At 54.1% G+C, this 24,076-nt stretch carries 12 protein-coding genes; 7 read left to right on the forward strand and 5 right to left on the reverse strand.

Annotation, left to right across the window (positions count from 1 at the left end; all coding sequences use genetic code 11):
- Positions 1 to 66: 66 nt before the first annotated feature.
- From LOC67_RS07250 to LOC67_RS07260, 3 genes are all read right to left on the reverse strand, one after another.
- On the reverse strand, positions 67 to 3,246 hold the full coding sequence (locus LOC67_RS07250; protein ID WP_230261865.1) for a hypothetical protein: 3,180 nt from the start codon (positions 3,244 to 3,246) through the stop codon (positions 67 to 69).
- Entirely contained in the window at positions 3,243 to 3,770 is a 528-nt protein-coding gene (locus LOC67_RS07255) for a KdsC family phosphatase (RefSeq protein ID WP_230261866.1), read from the reverse strand. Before LOC67_RS07255 ends, LOC67_RS07250 begins: the two co-directional genes overlap by 4 nt.
- Before the next feature lie 95 nt (positions 3,771 to 3,865).
- Positions 3,866 to 4,960 carry an SIS domain-containing protein gene (locus LOC67_RS07260; RefSeq protein WP_230261867.1) on the reverse strand — a complete coding sequence of 365 codons (1,095 nt, stop codon included), beginning with the start codon at positions 4,958 to 4,960 and terminating at the stop codon, positions 3,866 to 3,868.
- A gap of 527 nt (positions 4,961 to 5,487) precedes the next feature.
- Between LOC67_RS07260 and LOC67_RS07265 the strand changes: the two genes are divergently transcribed.
- Complete coding sequence (locus LOC67_RS07265; RefSeq protein WP_230261868.1) at positions 5,488 to 5,706, forward strand: hypothetical protein; 219 nt, start codon at positions 5,488 to 5,490, stop codon at positions 5,704 to 5,706.
- Between the two features lie 8 nt (positions 5,707 to 5,714).
- Here LOC67_RS07265 and LOC67_RS07270 read toward each other — a convergent pair whose 3' ends face one another.
- Positions 5,715 to 7,085, reverse strand: coding sequence for a carbohydrate porin (locus LOC67_RS07270; protein WP_230261869.1), 1,371 nt, complete (start codon positions 7,083 to 7,085; stop codon positions 5,715 to 5,717).
- Between the two features lie 633 nt (positions 7,086 to 7,718).
- Here LOC67_RS07270 and LOC67_RS07275 point away from each other — a divergent pair.
- From LOC67_RS07275 to LOC67_RS07285, 3 genes are all read left to right on the forward strand, one after another.
- Positions 7,719 to 9,404, forward strand: a complete 1,686-nt coding sequence (locus LOC67_RS07275; protein WP_230261870.1) for a methyl-accepting chemotaxis protein — start codon at positions 7,719 to 7,721, stop codon at positions 9,402 to 9,404.
- 545 nt (positions 9,405 to 9,949) lie between these two features.
- Positions 9,950 to 12,832, forward strand: a complete 2,883-nt coding sequence (locus LOC67_RS07280; protein ID WP_230261871.1) for a PSD1 and planctomycete cytochrome C domain-containing protein — start codon at positions 9,950 to 9,952, stop codon at positions 12,830 to 12,832.
- A 97-nt stretch (positions 12,833 to 12,929) separates the two neighbouring features.
- Positions 12,930 to 14,405 (forward strand): DUF1501 domain-containing protein, encoded by a 1,476-nt coding sequence (locus tag LOC67_RS07285; RefSeq protein WP_230261872.1) that lies wholly within the window; start codon positions 12,930 to 12,932, stop codon positions 14,403 to 14,405.
- A 156-nt stretch (positions 14,406 to 14,561) separates the two neighbouring features.
- On the opposite strand, the gene LOC67_RS07290 is transcribed toward LOC67_RS07285, so the two are convergent.
- Positions 14,562 to 17,522, reverse strand: a complete 2,961-nt coding sequence (locus tag LOC67_RS07290; protein WP_230261873.1) for a PVC-type heme-binding CxxCH protein — start codon at positions 17,520 to 17,522, stop codon at positions 14,562 to 14,564.
- 464 nt (positions 17,523 to 17,986) lie between these two features.
- Here LOC67_RS07290 and LOC67_RS07295 point away from each other — a divergent pair, with 464 nt between their 5' ends.
- The 3 genes from LOC67_RS07295 to LOC67_RS07305 all read left to right on the forward strand — a co-directional run bounded on the left by LOC67_RS07295 (position 17,987) and on the right by LOC67_RS07305 (position 23,727).
- Positions 17,987 to 21,016, forward strand: a complete 3,030-nt coding sequence (locus LOC67_RS07295; protein ID WP_230261874.1) for a PSD1 and planctomycete cytochrome C domain-containing protein — start codon at positions 17,987 to 17,989, stop codon at positions 21,014 to 21,016.
- A 12-nt stretch (positions 21,017 to 21,028) separates the two neighbouring features.
- Positions 21,029 to 22,498 (forward strand): DUF1501 domain-containing protein, encoded by a 1,470-nt coding sequence (locus LOC67_RS07300; protein ID WP_230261875.1) that lies wholly within the window; start codon positions 21,029 to 21,031, stop codon positions 22,496 to 22,498.
- Between the two features lie 269 nt (positions 22,499 to 22,767).
- Positions 22,768 to 23,727 (forward strand): acetyltransferase, encoded by a 960-nt coding sequence (locus LOC67_RS07305; protein WP_230261876.1) that lies wholly within the window; start codon positions 22,768 to 22,770, stop codon positions 23,725 to 23,727.
- Positions 23,728 to 24,076: the final 349 nt, after the last annotated feature.

Here is a 24,076-nt window from a genome sequence, read left to right on the forward strand (position 1 = left end):
CTCGGCGTATTGAGATGCCGAGCGGCGAAAACTTGACTGGAAGGCATTCCAGTTGACTGGTGTGTTTTATTTGCCGCGTTCTGGCAGCGGCAGGTTACTCATTTGGGCGTCTTTGATCACCGCCTGAGCTTCATAAGTCTTTGTGTTTAAAGCCAGACGCGGCGAATTCATCCGCAGCCCCTGCCGACCGTCGGGCAACGTCTGATTGATGATCGCACTACGACTCGCTGATCCCTCAACAATCAGCCACGACTTCAGCGATTGATAAGAGGCTCGGTTCGCAATCAATTCCCACAGCCCTCGTGCCTCGGTATTGGACCGGGCAACGGCCCCGCCGTCAGCGACAAGTTCCCACGGTGTTTTCGCCCCAGGGACCTTTCGCAAATCTTTTGGATAGCCTGGGGAGACGCCGAAGGCTAAACGATCGCAGTCCAGTGTCATCTCCCCGACTGCAAGGCGTGACATCTGATTGACATCAACGACCTCATCCCAAGCATCGACTTTACGAACCCCAGCGCGAACGCCTCCCATAAAAGCAGCAGATTCCGATTTCAAATCACACTGAAGCGACTCGCGGTAGGTGAGGTGGACACCTTGCAACACTTGATTGCCCAGGTGTTCGGACTTCGTCGCTTGAGGAGAAAGGATCGATGACTTTGAATCGGACATCATCCAGCCGCGATACCATCCCGGACCATATCCAACCAATTGACCTCCGTTGGCAGGCAAGAAATTCAGCTGCCTGGACGTCAGAACGTGGATTGCCTTCATCTGGTCGTAGGCATCACGTTGTTCTGCGCGAACGACAACGGCCTCTTTCTGTGATTCGTACAGACTGATCTGACGTAACTCCGCTGCAGCGAAGGTTTCTTTTTTCATCAGTTCGACGGGCGATGAGAGTGCGATCATCATCTGATCGCCTGTCATCCGCTGCCGCCAAGGTTCATTCGCGTTGACCATCGAACCTTCGATTTGAACACCGCCATCAAGGATCGCCTGTACGCCGTCAAAGACCAAAGCTTTTCCCCAATTACAAACGGGGTTGGCGGTCCATCTGATTTTCGAAAGGGCATCGCCCGACTGATCTTCAGCGGTGTCCGATTTGGACGCCAGAACCGACGTGGGGACTTTTAGCTGACCAGCGCCGTCCACTTCGACTCGATTCTCCGAAGGCCACACTTTGATCGTCGGACCGATGAAGTATCCGTCTTCCATGATCAGTTGAGCTGGCCTGCCAGGGCCGCTTCCGAGTTGCAAGATGTCACGTCCGCTGGACTGCGAAACGGCACCTTGAATCAATCGCATTGTCTGGCCAAGCATTTCCACCGGCAACAGTTCGTCACCCGATGGAATCTGGTGTTTAACGTGAACCGCGCCATTGATGCTGACATCTCGCGGTTCCAAACCACGGTCAGTAATTAAGAGCTGCGCACTAATCGTTTCTCCTGAAACCTGTGGACGCTGGCGGGCCACAGGCTGACGCAGATTTGTAGTCTCCGCGGCTGGCTTGCTAGGAAACCCAACCAGACTGCCTAGCGGACCGCTGGATTCGATGAATGCGGGTGCTTGTCCATCAGCTTGCGGAATGCTGGGTGTCGAGAAAGTAGGCTGTGTTACAACCGCCAACGATGATGTATTGGGTTCAGAAGTTTTGCCGTCCGACTTTGCAACGAGGCGTCCGAAGTCTGCCGCCCTTTCGAAGTACAGAAACAGCTGATCCGTCAGCACTGCGATCTGGCTGGTATCGATGGAAACACCATCGGTCGCATGGATCACTTCGGGCAAGAAGGTCAGCTTTGGTTTGTCAGAACTGTCGTCGCCATCCTGATTCGGTTGTGGAATGGCTTTTAACTGACCGGTGACCTGTTCGGCTGTGGCGATACCATTGTCTGCCAGTTTCGCACGGACCTTTCCAAGGACTTGCAGATCGAATCGAGATTCGGAACTCGCTTCTCGGATTTCATCAATGTTCGCCGGGCTCGCCGGTTCAAGCTTGAATGATTCGTTCCAAGCAAACTGTTTGATCTTTAGCTCTGGATCATCGATCAAGACCTTCCCGGAACCGGCGACATTGATCACACCGATGTTTTTGGGTGATTGAGGATCATAGATGTACGTCAGGTTCCGTAGACGTGCATCGATGGTTTCACGAATCAGCCGAACACCTTCGCTGCTTTCTGCGTTTAAGATCCCTTTGACCGAATCGAACGAGATCTTCTCCGCGTTCAATGTGAACTGCATCGACCCCAAGTTGACGTTCGCGGGATGGCCAGAGGCCTGCAAATTGTCGATCCAGTCGAGTGGTCCCTGACGAACCTTTTCTTGGTTGGTCGGATCACGCAACGACAGCTTCAACCAGTCACAGTTGAACCAATCAACAACCTTTCCATCAACGCTTCGAGTGATCGCGACGTTGTCATAAAGCGAAAGACTGTCAACTGAGAAGTCATAGGAAACTCGGTTATCACAGGTGACCTTCACGATGCCGCCGTATGACTGATCTTTCTTTTCAAGGGAGGACTTTGCCTTTTCGTCTTCACGAAGCGGGATGATGAACTCGTCCAAGTAGACGAGGTTCATTTGATCCAACAAAGTCGATGGAGTGCTGGACGAAGTTGCGGCCGTCGCCGATACGGCCAGATGAATTGTCAAGTCGGCGCCACGCATGATCGCCGACCCCAACCGCATCTCAATCTTTTCAGTAGTCCAGACTTTCTCCTTGTCGATCCTGACGTCTCGTGTCTTGACGTGCAAGGATTGATTTTCTTCGACGGCTCCGGCGCGACGGATGTCGACATCGCCAATCATTCGTCCCATCTTGATCGGCGGGGCACTGCCGCTTTGCGTCAGATCCAGGCCTTTGGAAAACTGAACTTCGGCGCCTTTGGGAGCTTTCAATACGATCGGTGCTGCGGCGTCATCATCCGCCAATCCACGACCGATCACGATCGTTAGCGGTTCCAGTTTCCACTGGTCTTCGGACATCTGGTACCAATTTTGGAACAGTAGCGTTCCGCGACCGGTAATCAGACGTTTGCAATCGCCCATTTCCCATGCGTCAGCAGGAAACAGATCGGCCAGTTCCGCACGAAGCTCTGCATCGTTCGTCGGTGGCTTTGGCTTTACGACTTCGATATCAGGAATTGTCAGTAGCCGGCGGGACGCCTCATCGTAGCCGTAGGCGCATAGAACCAGCGTCAAAAGTGCAAACAGATAGTTCCGCATGTTGACGCTGACCCAGCTCATTGTGGCACCCCACAATCCCACAGGCCTTTGGTTCTCAAAAGTCGTTCGACGAGTTCACGTACAGCGCCTTCGCCACCTTTGGTTCCCATGATCCAGTGAGCCGCGTCGCGCACGTCACGCGCCGCATCCGCCGGTGCCACCGCAAGACCGACCGATCGCATCGGATTCAGATCCGGCAAATCATCGCCGATGTAACATATTTCCGTCAGCTCGCATCCGATGGTTTTGGCAACCGATTGAACGCACTCAAGCTTGTTTTTGACGCCTTGATGCAAATGAGTCACCGATAGCTCTTCGGCACGTCGCCGCACGACATTACTACGACGCGCGGTAATGATCCCGAACGTGAATCCGGCGTTGCCCCAGTGCTTGATCGCTAATCCGTCGCGAACATGAAACGCTTTCGATTCGGCGCCTTCGGAATCGTAGATGATCCGACCATCAGTCAAAACGCCATCAACATCGCTGAGGATACAACGGATCGGGCTAGCGACTTCTTGATCAGAACGAAGTGTGGCGGGCATGAATCGAAACGGGGTTGTCGATGATGATTGCGAGTACGATCAAAATGAAATGGCGATGGTCGTCTGCTACGGCGTGCCGCCTGCCGCATGACCTGTTAAAGCTTGAACGGTATGACAGACCGGCTTTGTGATGCCCCTGACCCAACGGCGTCAACGTTGACCTCACCGATCGCAATCAAGTCTGTGATGTCGATCATTCCGATCGGACGTCGCAGATTGTCAACCACTGGCAGTTCGCTGATTCGCAATTGGCTCAGTAGCGAAATCGCATCGCTTACCATCGTCTCCGGTGAGACGCAGTGCGGATCGATCGTCATCTTGGCACCGATCGGCCCATCGAGAGAATCTTCGCAGCGTGATTCCAGCAGTCGAGCCAGATCGCTGTCGGTGAAGATGCCTGTTAAGACTCCCTCGTTGTTCGTCAACATGATCGCTCCACTTCGGCGGCCCGAGATCGAGCTTGTAACCATGCAGTCGCGAATCGAAACCGAATCGTTGGCGACACGGCAGCATTCCATCGGTCGCATCAGCTTTTCGACCTTGTCTAGCTTTTTGCCCAACGCACCGCCGGGATGGTAGCGATGAAAGTCGCGTGCGGTGAATTGGCGAATCGAGCTTGCCAGTAATGCGATCGCATCCCCCACAGCCATCATCACCGCGGTGCTGCTAGTTGGCGCCAATCCGTGCGGACAGGCTTCCTTTTGTTTGCCGTAGGCGACTTTGCAATTGGCAATTTTGGCCAGCGGATTGTCATCGTCAGCAGTGATCGAAATAAGTCCCGACGATTGGCGCCGAAGCTGCGAAGCGATGGTCAACACTTCTTCACTGCGCCCGGAGTTCGAGATGGCCCAAACCAAGTCATCGGCGCGGACCCTGCCAAAGTCACCGTGAACCGCTTCGGTCGGATGCAAGAAGTGAGCTGGCGTTCCGGTACTGGCCAGCGTGGCGACAAGTTTCTGCCCAACCAAGCCGGCTTTACCGACACCCGTGACAACAATATTGCCGCTGCATTGTGCGGTCAATTCTGCGGCGTGTACTGCAGAGGGACCAAGGTTTTGAGCTGCAGATTTAACCGCGTCCGCCTCGGTAGTTACAAACTCTCGCATCATCCGCAAACGCTCAAATAACGTCTCCGAGACAGAGTCGGTGCGGACGTCGTCGTATCCTTGTTTTTGTGGCGCAGCAGACACGTGGATCCTTCCAGGCGTTTGTAGTGATCGAACCTGGATACTAGCCGAAGCGGCAACACCAAGGAAAGTCCAATACCCGACAAGGAAAGCGAGGGGGTCTGGGGCAACTAGCAGGCAAAGCCCCCCGCAATGCCCCTGAATTGCCGCTTCCAATCCAGAAAAGCGACGAATCGGTCCGTATTCCAACTCGATTATAGGATTAGCCGCATGGCGTTAGCCACGGTTTCAGCGCAACAACCGGGGCTAACGCCCGTCGGCGGATGACCCGAACCCGTATTTTCATATCGAACGATGCACCAGCGCTACCATCACGGAATGAAGGGCGACGATCGAAAACCAATAGGCTGTCGATTCCGTGGCGAGATCGCTCCCATGACGGTTTGCTATCAAAAAGGTTGACGAAGGCCCTCTTGGTAAATGTACTGGAGACATCGATCGACGAAGCATCTTTCGACGCGGTTTTCAGCTTGGTAGATGAGTGATGCTGAATTCGCGATCGTCGATTTCTCTGCACCTTTGAGCCAACAATGAAAGAAAAACGCATCCTTTGCTTTGCCACCGCGATTCTGGCCTTTGTGACTCTGTTGCCGCTTGTGACGCCGGCTATTCGAGCTGAATCGGATGAAGTCTCGGAACAGAATGCGGTTGCCGCTCGTTACCACCTACGCAATCGAACTCGCAACTTCTACCGATCTTCCACCAGTCGCTCTCGCACCGTCACGATGACTCGAAGCCGTCGCGGCTAAGCGGATCGCTACATCAAGACTTCCGTCCGTACCCCGATGACAAGAGCATCGTCAATGTTGCCTGCGGGATTGGAGATGTACTGCAGATCCGGTTGAAGGCTTGCACAAGGGGTGACTTGGAATCGGTAAAAGATTTCCAGAGCGCGTTCGTCGTCAAGCGATGGATCGCGGAAACCTGCGTTGGCGATACCTAACCCAAATAGGTCATCATCACGTCCGCAAAGCAAACCTTGATAGGTTAAACCACCTCCCAAATACGAATCGATTTCATTTCGGTCCGACGGGGCCCAGCCGAATTGAAAGAACACGCCGAGACCTTGTGCGGAATCATCGTCACACGGTTCCAGCCAAACCAACTGATCGATCCCAAGATACATTCCAAAGTTCTCATCGAACGGATCGCCAGCACCAGCTCTTAGGTCATCGAATTGGTCGGAGTGATACCAAGCGCCGACCCGATACGCGCCGGTTAAAGCTTCGTCACCGGCAAGCGTCGATGTCAGTAGCACTTCGGAGAGCAGCATTACCCCGTAGTCACCCAACGTTTCAAAGCCAGAACGCCCCCCTGTGCTCGGACCGGTGGTTGGAGCCCCATCGTAGGCGCCAAACTTCAGCTGCAGCGCGTCAGAAACTTCGGTGATCAACGCGATCCCAAGACTTGGGTTTGGCCAAGTCGGCAAAGGTACCGTCGGGATCAATCCGAAAGACGAGTTAACAAAGTCACCGCCTAAATCAACGTAGGCAAATTCAGCATTGGCGTCTTGCTTGCCAACCTTGGCAATGAATCTGCCATCGGCCAGCAGTTGTTCGTACCAATACTCCGTGATTTGAAATGTGTCAGCCGGGCGTGGGTCACCTTCGATATTGCTGTAGAACTGAACGTCACCAACATCTTCCAGGGACAATGTGCGACCGTGGAATTGGTTGGCATACATGAACCATCTCCCACCGTTCCACCATCCCGCCGCTTCGGTGTCGATGGTAAAAACCAAATCAAGGTTGCCTCGATAGCGAGTCGCTCCGTTGGTGTTTAGCCCGCCGCGTGCGTTGTTGAAAACTTCACCTGTATAGATGTATTCGCCAACAATCGGACCGATGTGGTGAAACCGCTCCGGGATAAGTGTCGGAAAACTTTCCTCTTCACCACCGCTGATAAAGTCACATGAATAGTGACGGTTCCAGTCCATCGAAAGACTTTCACCGGGCAACGCGAATCCTCGCGACGGATGTGCCGGAATCGGCTGTGACACCTGACCGAATACTTCGCCAGTGCCTCCCAACAGCGTGAACCCTAACACAACGAGAGTTCGCGATAGCTTCGCATAACGCTGCACACAGTCTTTGAATGCCATCATCAAATGCCTTGCGTTCAAAAGCATGATTCAATCTTGGTGACTTGCAGTCAGACTTTGCAGAAGCTTTCGAGGCGCTGCGTTGAAGCGAAGAATACTGCGTCGGAAACTGATCCGATCAGGGTATCGACTTCATTTTATTCCGGTCTTAACACCAGTCCGAAAGGGGCTTCCCTAATCACAGGCTGTTTCATCCGCCATCACGTTCAGTCGTTGGCAGGCATTCGTCTTGGGCAGCGGTACACCTGATCAATCAAAACACTTAGACAAACGCGTTTTGCGTCGTCGACCGGCGAACGAAAATCGATCACAGGTCCGCTCGCGAGCAGTTTCAATCCTACGCCGGTATTGAGGGCAAACCTCTTTCGCGAATTCGGAAACACATGCGAAGGGCCACTCATACTCGCTTCTCTAGATGACGCCGATCGGACATCGACCGAGCGTCAATTGCGTATGACTTGAGCAGCTATCAAGTCCCATCATGCGGCGCTACCTAGTGCCCATTGACGGCGAACAGACCGACGGGAATCCCCCGTCATCAGGACGTTGCCGGACAAACAACTCGGCCCCTCCTAATTGCCAACCTATCTATCTGAGAACGCCTCGCTGAGAACATCGAAGTCTACTTCAGCCAGGGAAATCTCAATAAGATCAACCACTATGCTTGATAACATTCGCAAAAAACTGCAAACCATGCAGCTAGGGGAACGCATCGGTGTCGGCTATGTCGCTGTCGGTGTGTTAGCCGTGCTTTGTGGGATCGCTGGCATGGTAGGTGTTTGGAGGCTGAGTACTTCAGTCTCATTTATTCTCGGCCCCGCGTGGAGCACCGCTGATGGCGCGATGGAAGGTTCCATCATGATCCAAAGCCAAATGCTCGCGGCCGACGCAATTATCGAGGGACGTGGAGACGATCACTACGAACAACAGTTGCAAGAAGCTCGCGAAGGAACCGACGAAGCTTTCACGCGTCTGATCGAAGCCGACCTTGTTGACCCGCAGCGAATCAGAGACCTGCAAAAGCAACTAAAACTTTACAGCGATGCGAGTGGTAAGTTGCTGTCGACGTTTGCCGAATACGATCGGGCAAAACAGAACGTCGATGAATCCTCGGCCAAACTAGTACGTGTATCAGAGGTCCTCGAAAACATCGGCGACTCCCAGCTAGAAGCCCTTCGAGGAATGCCGAACACAAGCCTTACGTGGGCAGGCGACATCCAAGAACGCTGGGATGCTGCTGACGGAGGAATGGAAAGCTCGATCGCCGTACTCACTCAGCTCTATCACTTCTCGCAGCGACTCGGCGGTGCGAATCCACAAAAATGCTGGGACGGATTGATCGAAGCAGAATCGCTACATGACGAAGCTATGGAAGGGATGCTGGAAACGGGCGCTTTCGACATTGCCCTTAGTGGCAAAGAACTCGGCAGCCAGTACAAAGGAAAAATCCTCAGTGACGTCTATCGGGACGCGGTCAGTGAATTCCGCAAATCACTGCACCATGCGTTCGATAAACAAGTCGAAATGGAGTCAAGGCAAAAGGAATACAACGCTTCGGCAGACTCGCTGCTTCTGTTCGTCGAGAATCTTGAAGAAGACGCCGACGCCAAAGTTGAATCGCAAAAGTCGAGTGTCTTCATCACACAAGTCTTTTGTTATCTGATCATTCTAATTTCACTCGCGGCCGCGATTTCGGCTGCGTTGATTGCGGGAAAACTATGCACCCAGTCGGTGACCGAGCCGATCATCCCAGCGGTCGCATCGATGAAAGACCACACGACTTCTACTGTCGCGGCAATCGAAGAAATGATCGCTTCGATCGCACACATTGCAGAAAACACGGACGAGGCGGCTTCGGCATCTCGAAATGCGTCCGATGTGGTGCGTCGTGGCGTAGACAGCTTCCAAGGGCTTGGTAGCGCCGCCGACCAGATCGGTTCGATCGCCGGAATGATCCAAGGCATCGCCGAACAAACCAACCTCCTAGCACTCAACGCCACCATCGAATCAGCTCGTGCCGGCGAAGCGGGACGCGGCTTCGCTGTGGTTGCCAATGAGGTGAAGGAACTAGCATTACAAACAGCAAGGGCGACCGAAGACATCAATCAAAGGATCGTCGAACTGCGAAGCATGTCGACCAACGCGATTCATGAAATTTCGTCGATCAACCAAGTGATCGATTCGGTGGATGACATTACCCAGCAGATCCGAAACGCCGTGCGAGAGCAAAACATCGCGACAACCGAAATCTATCAAAACGTTGAACAGACATCCGCAGCTGTCAGCGCCGTTGTCGCAGCAATCGGACCGACGGCAGTCAAAAAGCTCCCGCCGCGTGCTTATTAATAGGCATCCGGCCAGTGCTTCGTTCCAACTCGATTTTAGGATTAGCCGCATGGCGTTAGCCACAGTTTCAGTGCAATAACCGGGACTATCACCCGTCGGCTGATGACCCGAACCCGATTTTAGGATTAGCCGTATGGCGTTAGCCACAGTCTCAGTGCAATAACCGGGGCTAACGCCCATCGGCTGATGTCCCGAACCCGCTCGATTTTAGGATTAGCCGCATGGCGTTAGCCACGGTTTCAGTGCAATATCCGAGGCAAACGCCCGTAGGCTGATGACCCGAACCCGTATTTTCATATCGAACGACGCACTAGTCCCAATCGATGCGACTTCGCGTTGTCAGTCCACCATCAACGTACTCGTTTCACTCGTTCAGATCTCTGTTCGAAGAAACCGTGTTGTCGGCAGTTGTGAAAAAACTTGTGCCTGATTTGCAGCATCACTAGACTGGGGCTGTCCTACCTCACCCCAGTTCATCGAAGCAGTGCGGCATTCCGCCGACGAACGACACTGCATCGAGAGCCTCGCCGCTTCAAGCCAACACCATGCACCGTCATCGTGCCCCAGTCGCACTGATGCTCCTCCTCGCCGCGTTGATCCCTTCGATCAGTGTCGCCGAAGACCGAACATCAACCAACGCCAAGGCACCCGACTTCATTCGCGACGTTCAGCCCATCCTTGGACAGAAATGCGAACGATGTCATGGCGACCGAGTTCAAAAGGGTGAACTGAACCTCGCGTCTCTTGCCGGTATTCGAACCGGTGGTGAATCGGGCGATCCTGCGATCGGCGAAACTCTCGATGAAAGCCTACTTTGGTATTTGGTCGAAAGCGACCAGATGCCTCCAGATGGTGCGTCTCCACTGACCGACGATCAAAAGTCCGTCCTGCGTGATTGGATTCAATCGGTTGACTTGGCCGAACTGGCCGATGACAGCGATGCCGCCCTGAATCAGCACGACGTCTTGCCGATCGTGTTGCTTCGCTGCGTGACCTGTCATGGCGCGCAGCGGATCGATGGCGGACTGGACCTGCGAACGGTCGAAACAATGAAAACCGGTGGCACGTCCGGACCGGCGATCATCGCTGGCGATCCAGATCACAGCTTGATGATCCAACGAATCGAAAGCGAAGCCTGTCCTCCAAGCGACCTACTGTTAAAGTTTTTTGTTCGTCGCCCATCATCAGCTGAAACGACAACCATTCGTGAATGGATCGCCCAGGGTGCAGTCGAACTGCCGATCGAGCCCGATGTCGCTGACGGAACGACGGATGCATTGGTAACCGATTCTGATCGCCAACACTGGGCGTTCCAGAAGATCAATGACGAAACAGAAAACTGGAAACACGACTCGATTGACGGCTTTGTTCAGCACCGATTGAACGAGCAAGGGCTACAGCTTTCTAAACAAGCCGATCGCGACACGCTGATTCGACGAGCGTATTTTGATTTGATCGGCCTGCCACCGACACTAAAGGACCTCGATCGCTGGCGCAACAATCCTGCCGATGATTGGTATGCACAGCTCGTCGATGAGCTGCTCGATTCGCCTCGTTATGGTGAACGCTGGGGACGCTACTGGCTTGATTTAGCTGGCTACGCGGATTCCGAAGGCGGCATCTCTGCAGACCCCTTGCGACCAGTGGCATGGAAGTACCGAGACTATGTCATCGGGGCATTCAACGAAGACAAACCGTATGACAAGTTTCTCATCGAGCAACTCGCTGGCGACGAATTGGTTGACTACCAAAACGCGACCGAGATCACCGACGAGATGGTCGATCACTTGATCGCAACTGGCTTTCTACGAATGGGCATCGACGAAACAGGATCACGGACGATGAACTTCGTTCCCGAACGGTTAAAAGTGATTGGTGACGCGATCAATGTAGTTAGCACTTCGTTGATGGGGCTAACGATGGAATGTGCACGCTGCCACTCACACAAATACGACCCCATTCCTCAACGCGACTACTATCGACTGAAAGCCATCTTTCAGGGTGCTCTCGATGAGCACGACTGGCATAGCTTCAAGACTCGCAAGATCAACCTCGGCACAGAACAACAACGTGAACTGGCCGCTAGGATCAACCCGCCTCTTGAAAAGCAAGTCAAACGCCTGCAATCGCAACAGAAGGCGCTCGTCAAACAAGTCCAACTCGACCTGCTTCGACATCACTATCCGGACCAGACGGAGCAGGACAACGAGACGACGATCAAGGCACTGCGAATCGCAGACAACAATCGTACATTGCCACAACGAACTCTCGTCGAAAAGCTTCAGCAAGCAGAATTACTGCCCGACGATCAGCAACCCGAATCGGTTCTTCAAGGACGACAAACGATCGAATCGCTTCGTCAACAAATCAACCAAATCCGGCAGCAGATGGCACCGACGTTGCAGATCCGTGCCCTTTGGGATCAGGGGCGACCTTCACCGACTTATCTTTTGCAACGTGGCGAACACACCAAACCGGGGCGTTTGGTCGGGCCAGGTGTTCCGGCAGTCCTAACCGATGGAAAAACCCAATTCACTCCGATCCCTCCCTTTCCCAATGGAACGGCAAAAACGGGACGGCGTTTGGCCTTCGCACAATGGCTTACCAACCCCGACCACCCGTTGACCGCTCGCGTCATGGTGAACCGAATCTGGCACCATCATTTCGGTCGCGGGATCGTCACAGACTTGGGGAATTTCGGCCGGCAAAGCCCGCCTCCGTCTCACCCCGAACTACTTGATTGGTTGGCAACACAGTTTGTCCAAAACGGTTGGAGCGTCAAACAGATTCATCGCCTGATAATGAACTCCGAAACCTATCGACAAACCAGCCGAGTTGACGAACAGCTTCACCAAGCTGATCCACAAAACAAATTCTTATCGCGAATGAATATGCGGCGTCTCGATGCCGAAGCATTGCGTGATTCGCTGCTGTTCGTCAGCGGAAAATTAGACGAGCGTGCCGGAGGCATTCCGGACACCGTCTCCGTCGATCGCGACGGCTTGGTCAGCGTCGATCCCACTGAAAATCGAATGTGGCGACGCAGCGTCTATCTACAATTTCGCCGAACAGAAATCCCGACGATGATGGACACGTTCGACTATCCGCCGATGGGCCCCAATTGCCTCACGCGCAACGTTTCAGTTGTCTCGCCACAAGCGTTGATGTTGATGAATAACGGCCAAGTCTACGAACTCGCCAAGGCATTCGCTGATCGTGTTCAAATCAACTCCCCCAAAGACATCCGATCGCAGATCACAACAGCCTACGCGATGTTGCTTTCCCGGTCCCCCAGCAAAGACGAGATGCGGCTTTCGATCGAAACGATTACAGAGCTGGAAAACCTTTCCGATGGTGATCGGCAAAATGCCTTGGAGACCTATTGTCATACGTTGTTCAATTCTGCAGCCGCGTTGTATGTCGATTAATTCAGTCTATCGATTCGCACGTTAGCGTTGACCTGTCTCTGCCGCTCGCCAACGTTCTCGCTTAGCAAAATCTTCATTACACAAACCACGTAATTCAGTGTCCCCATCAAAGCATCCCACCCTGACGCGTCGGCGATTGTTTTCCCGAGCTGGCGAGGGTGTTCTTGGAGCAGCGCTGGCACAGCTTTTATGCGATGACTACATCGGCCGTTCGCAGGTCCTTGGGAATGAACTGATCCATCAGCCGCAGCCAGAACCCGGCGGCCACAACCTTCGTCCAAAGTCGCCCCATCATCCGCCGAAGGCCAAAGCGGTTATTCAGTTGTTCATGAACGGCGGGCCTAGCCAAATGGATTTATTCGATCCCAAGCCGGTCTTAAACCGGATGGACGGAAAACCGTATCCCGGCAATCCCGAAGATGTCGGCAACTTTGGCACCACCGGCATCGGTGTGATGATGGGAGGCCGATATCGGTTTGATCGCCATGGACAGTCCGGCCTTTGGATGGCTGACCCGCTGCCGCATACGGCAAAGATGGCCGATGACTTGTGCATGATCAACTCGATGTGGACCGATCATCCCAACCATGACAACGCCTTATACAAAATCCACAGCGGCCGATTGTTCATGGGCTACCCAACGCTCGGCGCCTGGACGGCTTATGGATTGGGTTCTGAAAACCAAAACTTGCCTGCCTATGTCGTGCTTAGTGATCCGTTGGGGATGCCTAAAAACGGGACGCGCAATTGGACATCCGGATTCCTGCCCCCGGTCTACGCGGGCACACCGTTTCGTCCGACAGGATCGCCGATCCTGCACCTAAAACCGCAATATGACCAACCATCACCGGTCACCCAAAGCGCTCGGCAACTGCTCCAGCAACTCGATCAGATCCACCAACGGCAACGCCCTTTCCAACCGAACTTAGAATCGCGTCTTGAATCCTATGGACTGGCCGCGCGGATGCAACTTTCAGCAAGCGAGGCTCTCGATTTGTCTCGTGAAAGTCGTCAAACGTGGGAGATGTATGGGATCGACAAAGCTCCGACCGACTCGTACGCGCGACGTTGCTTGCTGGCGAGGCGACTCGTCGAACGCGGTGTTCGATTCATCCAAATATTCTTGGAAGAGCAGCCTTGGGATAGCCATGTTGACTTAGGCCCCAATCATCGCGCGGCCTGTGAAAGAACCGATCGTCCCGTTGCAGCTTTGCTGAAAGACCTAAAACAACGCGGGCTACTGGACAGTACCCTGGTGATCTGGGGAGGCGAATTTGGGCGCACCCCGACAACGCAAAAGACGGGCGATATTTACACCGGGCGCGATCACAACATGCAAGCGTTCACAAGCTGGATGGCGGGCGGGGGCGTCCGCGGGGGCATGGCCTATGGAGCCACCGATGACTTTGGACACCAGGTGACCGAAAATCCTGTTAGCGTGCATGACTTTCACGCAACGATCTTGCACCTACTGGGGCTTCATCACCAAGAGCTATTCTTTGTTCGCAGCGGATTAGAAGAGCGGCTCACCGGTGTCGAAGAACCTAACGTTGTCACCGACATCATCTCTTAAGGATGTCTTAAAGTACCCGGCACGCTCCGTCGTGCCGACTCCAACGCTATAACCACCACCCGAAAAACCATGCCCGGCATCACAGAGACTGTGATGGGTACTTTCGACATAGTACCCGGCACGCTCCGACGTGCCGACTCACTCAACCACTTCCCCCTAAGGCATGGAAACCTGCGTCGGACTCATCAAGTACCCGATCAGATCACGAACCTGCTCATCCGAAAGTGTTGTCAACAATCCATCAGGCATCGGTGACAACGGTGTCACACGGATCTGCTCGACCGAATCCATCGAGATAGTCTCTTTCTGTGATTGCGTTTGAATCACCAACGTCTTTTCATTCTTGGAAACCACCAACCCGTTCAGCACCCGACCATCGTCGAGCAAGACAATTGACATCCGATGGTCTTTCCCAACGACGGCACTCGGATCCAGAATATTCTCAAGCAGATAGTCCAAGCTAGATCGCTGAGCGCCGGTCAGGTCGGGCCCAATATTCTCGCCTTCGCCGAATAACCGATGGCACTGCGAGCAAGTCTTCTTGAACAAGGCTCGACCTTGCGAAAGGTTCGCGTTTGACAGTTCATATTTCGTCAATGACGCTTTCATGTCGTCGATCTTGGCTCGACGGTCCGCGGGTGAATCACGCAACGTCCCCCAACGTTCGGCAAGTTTCTTCGTCAAGTCATCCTGGCCAAACGCGATGATTTGTCTCGCATGAAATGCAGAGACATCGCCGCGATCGATAGGGTTCCGATCTGCATCAAGCCGGTCCAAAAGCGCGTCCGCGAAACTCGGACGCGAAACCAAAATCTCGATCACCGCGGGACGGTCATTGGGATGAAAACGACGATACATCTGAGTCAACTTGATCCCCACCGTAGGATCATCGAATTGTGAAAGCCCCTTCGCAGCGACCGCGTTCAACTCACGCTGATCGAGCAGCGACTCGCAGATTTGACGCAGATCACTTGGCTTGGCATCGATCAGCGATTGAAGCGCCGACACTCGAGTCTTCAGCGGCGTGCGTGACGACTTGGCCAAGTCACGTAGTTCATCAAGAGCCCGACCGTCGCCAAACAACAAATTCAATCGCCGGACCAACTGCGGGTCCGACTGCGCCGCCTTGGACTTCGCAAAGGTCGACCAGGAATCAGGTACGTCGACTTTATGCCAGCCTTCATAGGCCTCACCCATTCCGGCGAGAACCTGTTGCTGCATGGAAAGAGGAAATGAGTTCGCCAGCGTCAGCAGATGATTCAGTGCGGACGGATGCTCACCGACTTTTGTAGCGACCGCCCGAGTTGACCAGCGAACGATCTTGGGGATCCTGCAATCTGATATCGCAGCGACCAGTTGCTCGGGATACCTATCTGCAACCGGCATCAGCCCAAACCAAATCATCGCGGGCAAATCGCGGTCGCTTGCAAATTCGTCGCGACGAATCAATTCAATGGCCAACGACAATCGTTGATCAACAGGCAAACGCTGTAGCGTCGACGCCAGCGTTGACAAGACCAGCCCGGAAGGGTCATTGGCAGCCAGTTCGATAAAAGCTTGGCGGGTTTGTGGGTCATCGGGATAGACGGTGTCTTTCATCGGCCCTCGAAACGTATCCAGCGGCCAACGGTCAGTTAGCAGCCGAATGGCCCAAGTCCGCAGGTGCTCATCCTCGTTTGTCAGAAGCGAGCGCAATCGCTCTGGCGAAGTTTGCCCGGCGATGTAGTCACGCCAAAGGTTGTGCAGTGGCCCCGTTCCGGTGAGACAAGCAGGCTTGGTCAGTGGCGTTTGAAGATCGGGTGCGCCTTCATAGCGAATCTTATAGATCCGACCGCTAGTTCGGTGCACACCGGTATGGTCATGGCACTCGCCGGTATCACTCCAGTCCAATACATAGGCGTCGCCATCGGGACCGGTACTGATTTCCAGACCGCGAAAGAAAGGGTCTTTACAGATAAAAAAGTCTGGCTCATGGCTGCCGACATATCCTGCACCGACGCGTCGTAGCGTTTCCACATTGCATCGCAAACCGTGCATGTTCAATGTGAACAGTTTGTTCTGATACTGCACGGGCCACTTCCCGGCTTGATAGATCATCATGCCGATGTGTGCGTGACCTCCACCGAGTTCATTTGCCGCGCCGTCGCGACTTTCCTGCCATGACCCGTTGCGATCGTAGTGATAGTGATCGGCGATCATATCCAATCGTTCGTAAACCAAGGGATTGGGACTTTCGCCAAACGACTCGATGAAGTGCGCCCCTGGCATGCAGTGCCACAGGTGACCAATGACGGTATTGATAAAGAACAGCTCGCCGTCGGCATCCCAGTCATGCCCCCACGGATTGACGGTCCCGTGGGTCAAGACTTCGACCGTTTTCCAATCGGGATGGTATCGCCAGATGCCACCATCAATCGGCACACGTTTTTCTTGTGGCGTTCCCGGTAGCCCAATTTCGCCTGGGCACGAGTGTCCAGAGCGACCGTACAACCAACCGTCCGGTCCCCAGCGCAGGCCATTGGCAAAGTTATGGTAGTTCGCGTCAGCAACCGTAAAGCCATCCAGTACAACCTGTGGCGGGCCATCGGGCACATCGTCTTGATCCGCATCGGGAATGAACAACAACTGTGGTGGGCACATCAACCAGACACCGCCTCGGCCAGTTTCGACGCTGGTTAGCATCTGAACTTTGTCGGTGAAGACTTTTCGCGAATCAGACTTTCCGTCGCCATCTTCGTCGTGCAAGATCACAACGCGATCGCGCAGACTGAGATCGAAATGCTGATTGCGATCTGAATACGTGTAGTTCTCCGCGACCCACATTCTTCCGCGATCGTCCCATGCCATCGCAATCGGATTCTGTACCTCCGGTTCACTGGCAAATACCGTCGACGAAAACCCTGCCTGCAAAGCCATCGCCTTTGCTGCCTCTTCGGCCGGCATCGGTGAAGCGTCGCGGTCGGCTTCGTTGTTGTAGATTTCTGGAAAGTCGTCCGCTTGGATGTTTTGAAAACTCGCCAGCGATAGACAAGTCACGACAACGGTGACGCATCGCAATCGCAACGCTGAAAAGCCAGCTCGCTTGAAAAAGCCTGCTGAAGACAGAATTGTGTTCACGGCAGAAAGCTCGACCGGAAAGGAAGGGGGTAGGAAAAGTGCAGAACAGAGTCAGTCACGTTTTTAACTCTGAAAACAAAGTCTTCGAAAATTGTGACCAATCGGCGGCAAGCAACGATCTTCGACTCGGGTTGCCGACGGAGCAGCGAACAGTTTAACCGCTTCACCGGTACCACGCTCGGCCATCATCACCGCATCGACAATCGCGATCGAGTGCCAACGTTTCGCCCAACCAGAAAAACTTGAGTAGCGTCAAACCTGACGAGCTCGCCCCTCGCAATGGTGATTTGAGGAGCAACGGACAAGAAATACTTAGGGGAATCTTCCGCAATCGGTTATCATCCAGGTTGGAGCCGACTCGGGTTCCCGCTGTCACGACCACCAGATTTTGGACCGTGAACGCGCCCGCCTTTGATACTCGCCCGCCTCATTTGCCGTCCTCGCGATTTCTGCCAGCAATGACGATGCACCGTCTCGCCTATTTTGTTGCCTTTGCAATCGGTAGCTTCCTTTCCGGAATGCCCGTCCAGCTATCAGCCGACGAACCGATCGATTTCAATCGTGACATCCGCCCGATTCTGTTTGGAAAATGCGTGACTTGCCACGGCCCCGATGAAGAGGAACGCGCTGCCGGCTTGCGTTTAGACACTGCCGAAGGCGCCCACGAAGACCTTGGCGGGTACGCCGCAGCGATACCGGGCCAACCTGAAGATAGCGAAATCATCGCACGCGTCACGACTGATGACGACGACATGCTGATGCCTCCTGCCGACAAGGGCAGTCGATTGACCGAATCCGAGGTCGCATTGCTGAAAGCATGGATCTCGCAAGGTGCAAAATACGACATGCACTGGTCGTATCAGAAACCAACGCGTCCGGCTCTACCGTCAGTCAAACGACTCGATTGGCCAGCCACGCCTATCGATTTTTTCACGCTCTCTAAAATGGAGTCCTCTGGCTTGCAACCGGCAGCTCGCGCCGACCGACTTGCACTGGCACGTCGTGTCTCGCTTGATTTGACCGGGTTACCGCCGACATGGAAACAGGCCGAAGCATTTGCGCTCGATACCGATGTCGATGCGTACGAAAAATACGTCGATCGACTGCTTGCCAGCCCAACCTACGGCGAACGCTGGGCTCGTGTCTGGTTGGACTTAGCTCGCTACGCGGATTCGGCCGGTTACGCCGACGATCCCCCAAGGACCATTTGGGCCTATCGCGACTATGTCGTTGACGCGATCAATAGCAACCTCCCCTTTGATCAGTTCACGATCGAACAGCTTGCCGGCGACTTACTGGATGATCCGACCGATCGCCAATTGATTGCGACCGCATTTCATCGCAACACGTTAACCAATAACGAAGGCGGCACGAACGACGAGGAATTTCGCAACGTCGCAATCGTTGATCGTGTCAACACGACGATGGCCGTTTGGATGGGAACGACGATGGCTTGCGCACAATGCCATACCCACAAGTATGATCCGATCACTCAGGAAGAATACTTCAAGTTCTTTGCCTTCTTCAACAACACTGCCGACGCCGATCGTCGTGACGAAAGCCCCACGATCGAAATCTGGAACGACGCGGTCGAGCAGCAAAAGCGACAACTGCAGGCAACGGTTAGTCGACTCGAAGAGGAGTACCGTCAGCCATCGGATCAACTCGAAAACGAGTTCCTACAATGGGCAGATACTTTATCACAAGCTCCGCAATGGACCGCCCTAGCTCCAGCCACTATCGAAGCGAATCGCACGACGACCATTGACGACGACGGATGGATTCACGCCAGCGGTGAAAAGCCAGCTAAAGACGACTATGTCGTTACCCTACCGATCGATCAACAATCGATTGCCGGACTTCAAATCGAAATCTCCCCCGAGCAAAAATCAAACTTTGTCATTTCACAAGTCGTTGCCGAATTCATTCCGCAACCAACCGATAGCGAATCAAAGAAAGAGTCAAAACCGCTCGCGTTTGCTTTTGCCGCAGCTGACTTTGAACAGGATGGCTTTCCTGCATCCACCACAATTGGCCGCAAGATAAACGCAAACAAAGGTTGGGCAATTTCACCGAAGATGGGCGAAGCTCACCAGATGTCACTCGCCTTCAAGTCAGCTCTTAATAACGGATCGGGAACGCTTCGCGTAACGATCAAGCAGCAGTCCAAATATGGAAATCACCTGCTCGACCACTTCCGCATCAACACGACGGACCGCGCCGACTTAGACGGCTGGCTAAAGCTATCACCAGAAGTCAAACAGCTTGCCAATAAGTCTCGCGATCAGTGGAAACCCGAAGAGACCCAGATCGCTCGCGAGTTCTTTCGCTCAATCGCGCCTTCGCTTCAGCCAATTCGCGACCAGCTCCGCGATTCCCAACAGTCTTTGGCCAAGCTAAAGCCGATCACAACGGTTCCCGTGATGAGCGAACTCCCGGCTGACAAACGCCGCGAAACGAAAATCCAGATTCGCGGTAACTACCAAAGCACCGGAGCCACCGTCGACGTGGGAACACCGGAAGCATTTCACCAACTCGATTGTGAAGATCGCCCCAGCAGGTTGGATCTCGCACATTGGTTGGTTTCGCCTGACAATCCGCTTACCGCGCGAGTCATTGTCAATCGGCACTGGGAACAGCTCTTTGGGATCGGCATTGTCGAAACCAGCGAAGAATTCGGCTCACAGGGTGAACTGCCATCACATCCAAAACTTCTCGACTGGCTGGCGGTTGATCTAGTAGAACACGGATGGGATCTAAAACGCTTGCTGAAACAAATCGTGATGAGTGAAACGTATCGACAAAGCAGCGTCACAACCGCGGAAGAAGTGACACGCGATCCAGCCAATCGATTGCTCGCCCGAGGACCACGCTTTCGAGTTTCTGCGGAAATGGTGCGTGACCAAGCATTGTTTGTCAGCGGCTTACTGGTCGACAAATTTGCCGGCCCACCCGCGAAGCCACCACAACCATCCATGGGCCTGAAAGCCGCATTCGGTTCGGCGACCGACTGGAGCACAAGCGAAGGTGAAGACCGTTTCCGTCGCGGTATCTATACCACTTGGCGACGAAGCAATCCCTATCCCTCAATGGCCCAGTTCGACGCACCGAACCGTGACGTCTGCACGGTGCGAAGGATCCGTACCAATACGCCGCTGCAAGCCTTGGTAACGCTGAATGATCCCGTATACATCGAAGCGGCGCAAGCCTTCGCCCGTCAATGCGTCGCGATGTCAAACGATCGAGACGAAAGGATCACTTTCGCTTTCCAAAAAGCATTGACGCGTTACCCAACGCCTGACGAGAAGCAACGCTTGGGAGATCTGATCGATAAGGTCTACCAGCGCTATCAAGACAACCCGGACGAAGCGAAAAGGATGGCGACGGATCCTTTGGGGCCACTGCCGGACAACGCAGACGCGGCCGAATATGCGACATGGACAGTGTTTAGCAACGTCATGCTAAACCTGGACGAACTGTTGATGAAACGATAGGAGAACGACGCGATGAACCCCAAACTAGAACAACTGCAACTGAAAACGCGACGTCACTTCTTTCGCCAATCCACCGCAGGAATCGGCGCGATCGCTTTATCATCGTTGCTAAGCCAAGACGCTCCGGCAGGTAACACCAGCAATCCCGCGGATTCGACCGTGGTTAACCCGCTCGCTCCCCGAGCCCCACACTTTGCCGCCAAAGCAAAACGTGTGATCTATCTGCACATGACCGGGTCGCCTCCAAACCTGGACCTGTTCGATTACAAACCCGAGTTGATCAAACGCAGCGACCAAGACTGCCCAGATGAGTTCTTAGCCGGTCGCGAGTTCGCGTTCACCAGCGGAACACCAAAGCTGATGGGCTCGCCTCGTCAATGGAAACAGGTTGGCGAATCTGGCATGTGGATGTCGGACGCAATTCCGCACTTTCATTCGATTGCCGATGAAATGTGTGTGGTCCACTCGGTCTATACCGACCAGTTCAATCACGCCCCGGCAGAACTGTTGGTCTACACAGGTTCGCCACGCAGCGGTCGCCCTTCGATGGGATCATGGGTGACCTATGGGCTGGGAAGTGAAAACGAAGACTTGCCTGGCTTTGTTGTCTTGATCTCAAGCGGCGTCCAACCCAATGGCGGAAAGAATTCGTTCGGCAGCGGATTCTTACCATCGGTTTATCAAGGCGTTCAGTGCCGATCCAAAGGCGACCCGGTGCTGTACTCCTCTGATCCTCCAGGTATGCCTCGCGACGTACGGCGATCGACTTTGGACGCGCTTGCCGACCTGAACCGAATGCAAGCGGCACAGATGGGGCACCCCGAAACATTGACTCGAATCGCCCAATACGAACTCGCCTACCGAATGCAAACATCGGTTCCCGATGTGATGGATATCAGTTCGGAATCACAAGCCACTTTGGATGAATACGGTGCCAAACCGGGTGAATCGAGCCTCGCGAATAATTGTTTGCTCGCCCGTCGACTGGTCGAATCAGGCGTTCGCTTTGTGCAACTGTTCGACTGGGGCTGGGACTTCCACGGTACCGGTGCGGATACCGGTTTGACCGACGGGCTGACCAACAAATGTGCGACGATGGACAAACCGATCGCCGCATTGATTGCCGACCTAAAACGGCGTGGGCTCCTAGAGGACACACTGGTTGTTTGGGGCGGCGAATTCGGTCGGACCCCGTTCCGTGAAGGACGCACCGCGAAAAGCAAAATCCTTGGACGCGACCATTACCCGGACACGTTCACCATGTGGATGGCTGGCGGCGGCGTCAAAGGTGGATTCGAATACGGCCAGTCAGACGAACTCGGTTTCAGCGTCGCAGAGAACCCGGTGCATGTTCACGACCTGCAAGCCACGATCCTGCATCAATTGGGATTTGACCACGAACGGCTGACTTATCGATTCCAGGGACGCGATTTTCGATTAACCGATGTGCATGGTCATGTCGTCAAAGATTTGCTCGCCTGATGGCAAGTGCCATGTTCCGAGGTGACGCCCTATCAACCGAACCGCGTTAGCGGCGGTTTACGCAGGAAAACCGGGGCTAACGCCCAATCGGCTAATCCGGAAGCCGAGTTGCCCCAAAACGCTGGGCATTTAATCGAAATCGACTTCGTTCGGGTGACAGACTTCACTCCAATGCGTCTGGCTTTTCCCCGTCGGGGGAGTAAATTCAGCAGACTCCCACGGGAAGCTCGCTCATTTTACTGCTCAATACGGTTCTTTAGTTCGATCATATGACTCACTTCGACGTATTCAATGGTGACGCCGACGGCATTTGTGCGCTCCACCAACTTCGCTTGGCTCAGCCCCTGCAGTCGGAACTGATCACCGGTGTGAAACGAGACATCAACTTAGTGCGACGTGTCTCCGCAAAACCCGGTGACCTTGTTACGGTGCTGGATATTTCTTTGGACAAAAACCGTGATGAACTCGTCCGCGTGCTTGGCGAAGGTGCTTCAGTTCAATACTTCGACCACCACTTTGCCGGTGAGATCCCTGATTCTGATCAGCTGGAAACTCATATCGATACCGCGGGCGATGTCTGCACTGGGCTGTTGGTAAATCGCTATCTAAACAGCGAGTTTTTGCCTTGGGCTGTTACGGCTTTGTATGGCGACAACTTGCACGATGCGGCTCGCACCGCAGCGGAACCACTGCAATACTCGGATGCACAATTGGGCAAGCTCGAACGGCTCGGAACGTTGATGAACTACAACGGATACGGAAGCACGCTGGACGATCTCTATTTCCCACCGGCAGAGCTTTACAAGAAGGTTAAACCGTACAGCGACCCATTCGAGTTCATCGAAACGGACGCGGCCTTCGAAAAGCTTGCCGAGGGTTTTGAAAGTGACATGAGACGCGCCGAGTCGATCTCGCCAGTCCTGGAAACGGAACAATGCGCCGCGTTCGTCTTCCCAAATGAATCGTTCTCTCGGCGAGTTAGTGGCGTCTACAGCAACCAACTTGCTCGTGATAACCCAAATCGCGCCCACGCTCTTTTGAGCCTGCTGCCTTCGGGCGGCTATCTGATCAGCGTTCGTGCGCCGCTAGTCACCAAATCGGGTGCCGACGAACTCTGTCGCCAATTCCCCACCGGAGGTGGACGACAGGCCGCTGCAGGCGTCAATGATCTGCCGGGAGATCAGCTCGCTGCCTTTTTAAATGCCATGCAGAAACAATTTGCTGCATAAAACTCCCTAGTCTTAATGCGGCAGCCACCACATGCTGCAGTGATCGTTATTGCCACTGCTTGGTCGCCCGCACAGGTTTTCGGTCTGGCGGTGCCTTTCTGACTGACGGTGCCTGTGCGGTTCCTCCTGTTCAGCAATTGCGATAACAAAAGTGGCGGCGAAGTTGTCGCGTCGGGTGAATGTTTGGCTGACCGACTGATGCAGAGAAGTGGTTCGCGCGGCAACAACGCCTGCGGTGAAGCTTGCTTTTTGCAGCTTCCACACAGGCCTACAGCCCAACAGCCCCATTCGGCCAGACGATCAACACCCGACAGAACTACTCCAATCACGAACCCCGTCGAATGATTTG

The sequence above is a fragment of the Stieleria sp. JC731 genome, assembly GCF_020966635.1.
Lineage (GTDB): Bacteria > Planctomycetota > Planctomycetia > Pirellulales > Pirellulaceae > Stieleria.